Source organism: Vulcanococcus sp. DEBay_Sum29NL08_54 (assembly GCF_017859255.1).
In the GTDB taxonomy this organism is placed as follows: domain Bacteria; phylum Cyanobacteriota; class Cyanobacteriia; order PCC-6307; family Cyanobiaceae; genus Vulcanococcus.
In genome coordinates, this window is the sequence record NZ_JAFMNJ010000064.1 from 1,373 (window position 1) to 4,212 (window position 2,840).

Annotated in this window: 5 protein-coding genes; all 5 read right to left on the minus strand. The window is 58.7% G+C overall.

All coding sequences use genetic code 11. The features are described 5' to 3' along the window. Positions 1-203: DUF1651 domain-containing protein (locus tag QZ186_RS11270; RefSeq protein WP_296416904.1), on the minus strand; the 203-nt coding region annotated here is incomplete at its 3' end. A gap of 145 nt (positions 204-348) precedes the next feature. Then, a complete protein-coding gene (locus QZ186_RS11275; RefSeq protein ID WP_296416894.1) occupies positions 349-519 on the minus strand; it encodes a hypothetical protein in 171 nt (56 codons plus the stop codon). A 529-nt stretch (positions 520-1,048) separates the two neighbouring features. After that, on the minus strand, positions 1,049-1,294 hold the full coding sequence (locus tag QZ186_RS11280) for a hypothetical protein (RefSeq protein WP_296416897.1): 246 nt from the start codon (positions 1,292-1,294) through the stop codon (positions 1,049-1,051). 360 nt (positions 1,295-1,654) lie between these two features. After that, positions 1,655-2,014, minus strand: a complete 360-nt coding sequence (locus QZ186_RS11285) for a helix-hairpin-helix domain-containing protein (RefSeq protein WP_296416900.1) — start codon at positions 2,012-2,014, stop codon at positions 1,655-1,657. A gap of 540 nt (positions 2,015-2,554) precedes the next feature. Then, the coding region (locus QZ186_RS11290) for a glycine zipper 2TM domain-containing protein (RefSeq protein WP_296416902.1) at positions 2,555-2,840 on the minus strand (286 nt) is incomplete at its 5' end.

Consider the following 2,840-nt stretch of genomic DNA (forward strand, 5'->3'; position numbering starts at 1 on the left):
CCACGGCTCAGAAGAGCCCGCCAAAGCTCAACTGCCTGGTCTCGATGGAGGTGGTCACGGGACTGGAGCAGAGGAGGTTGTGCTGGAAAAGGTCGCCCTGAATCGACGAAGACCATCGGGTCTTGCGCCCAACTTTTTTCGTCGCGATGGAAGCGCTTGGTCGCGAGCGTGGCGGGATCCTGGAGCCAACCGTGTCCTGGCATGGGGGTGAGGCGACAGAAGCAGCGGACGCAGCGGGCCAGACCCAATCCGAGGCGCGAAAGGTGGCGTACGGGGAAGCAACAGGAGCCATGGGCCCGATGCGAGTACACCTGTACTAGCCGGCTTCAGTTGCGCTGTCAACAGGCCCTAGTCGGAACGCTCAGCAAGAACCCTCATCACCTGCCGGCGCACGCGCTGCATCTGGGTGCGTTGGATTTCGTAGCGGGTCGAGCGGGTGAATCCATAGAAGAGAACAACCCAGGTCGCGCTCAGCCCGAGGGCAATCAGGGCAACGGAAACACCATTGATCTCGCCCACACCGCTCCCTCTGAGGTGGGCTTAACGGTACGAGCGGCTGCAGAGGCCCAATCGCCAATCGCTGATGCAGCGCCTGGCCTGCTCACGTTTGCGTTGCTGGCGGGCCAGCTCACGGCGCTGCCAATCACTGAGCTGCTCTTGGCCCCCTGCGGACGGCGTAGAACTGCTTTGCGCGAACGCTGGGGCCAGAAACAAGCCAAGACTGAAGCCAACAGCAACCAGCAACCGGGACATCACGTGGTCACGCCAACATCGGATGCACTCAAGTCTGGAAACAGCAAACGCCGGCGTCAGTGAGCAGAAACGCTGCTCTTGTCGAATCGCAAAGAGCTGGCAGGCTTTGGCTGTCGCTGGGAGGCATCAATGGCCCCAGATCAACACAACGACAACAACAAATCGACTGATCAAGCTGCGATCAGCGAATTGAAGAAACCGACCAACCGCAAGCGAAGTGCCAAGGGTGCCCGCTGCACGCATGCTCCGGGCTGGTGCAGAACAACTCACCCACTCGCCAGCTAGCGGTAGAGCGTTAAAAACCAATGAGCCGGTAGCCAAGCTCCGAGTGAATCACCTGCGGTGACCATCCATGCAGGATCAAATGCTGACTAAAGCGACGGGCTTCAAGGAGGCTCTGGAGTTCCCGTTGTTCCACCACACGCATGGGCTCACCGTGAGCCAGCAGTTCGTGGCAGGCGGAATAGGCACCGAGGTCATTGGCGTCATAAAAGACCCAGATCCCGCGGTATTCCGCCTTGGGATCAGAAAAGCGAAGCAAACACGGATTGCTAAATGAGGTGGGCACGATGGTCTCTGTTCAACCCTGTTTTGAAACTGCAGGTGCGAGGCGACCTCAATCAGTGACCAATCGCACAAAGACACCGTTCTTATTGACAACGGCGTAGCGATCGACACACCAGCTCGAGCTATCCCGCGGGAGAACACAACGAGAGCATCAGTCCTGCGTGAAGCCCCTGGGTTTGCTGGCGATGATCAGCCTGCGAGTGGCGATGAATGACGGTGTCTTCATCGAACAAAGACGAATGCCCACCAGGCAACCCTCCAAGGAACTACGAGCAGCAATTGTTCGGCCCTGGAAGCGAGGGAGCAGACCTGATCCGCAGATCCGTGCGACGCCTCAGGCCACCTCCTGGGAGCGAATTTGAGCGATGAGCTTTGGACCGATCCCACGAATCGACTGCAGCTCGGCGTCTTCAGCCGCCTGAACCATGGCCGGAGTCCTCAGGCCGGCATTCCAGAGCAGTTGTGCCTTTTGAAGGCCGATACCGCGCAGTGTGGTCAGTTCAGCAATGAAGACTTCATCGGGAAAGCTCTCACCCTTGAGGCTGGAGGACACCGATCGAAATGTCTCCTGATCGACCAGGGCATAGATCTGCATCAACTTCTGATCGACATGGAGCACCTTGCTCTCAAAAATCTCGCGAAACCGAATGAGCAGCCTGAGCTTCTGCTCACGCTCAACGCCAGAGTCCGCCATCCATGAGTCGATCTGAACTTGACTGAGTTCAGCCAAGGCCACAAAACCATCAGGGCGATAAGGAATCCATTCGCCACATCCTTTTCCAGTGCGCTGAATCGGCTGAAGATCAGGAGGATTTTGCGTACGCTGCTGGCCATCCCGCTTCAGATAAGCCAGCGGGGTGTGAAAGCTCAGCCTGGCGTGATAGCGCCAGAAGGCGATGGTTTGAAGTTCAGAAGCTGTGCTGACCTCAGCCGGCGTCGGCTGGGCAGCAGGCTCCGCAACGGTGGCCACTGAGGCCCCAGAGGAGGAGAAAAAGGATCGAAGCCGCTGCCAGATCATCCGCGGAAGCTAGAGACACTTCCCCCTTCCGGCTGTATCGACGTGAGCAACTGAAGAAAAAGCCAGGGGGTTGTTGCAGCCCCGCTGAAGCCTTGAGGGACTGGTCCTGTCTATTGTTTGTGGGTGAGGGGGAGACCCTGTCTTGCGTGGTTGCTTGATGGGGTGGGTGGGGTCACGCTCACTGCCTCTCTCACACCTCATTTGAGCGCAAGGGCATCAGCCGCCATCGACCTGGCAACCCACCAAGGCGCCTGCTGCTGCACCCACTGGAACGCCGATCCATCGTCCGTTGCCGCGGGAGAGAGCAGCTCCAGCACCCGCGCCAAGAAGGCCACCGATGACGGAGCCTTCGATGCAGCTGTTGTCGTCGACCTTCTCTGAGGCCGTCGGCTTTGGAGGCGTCGTGCAGGGGATCTCGACCTTTTCGCTCCACTTCTTGACGTAGCCCGGTTTCTCTTTCGTTCCGGGGACGTACTCCTCTCGGTATTCGTCCTTAAAGCAC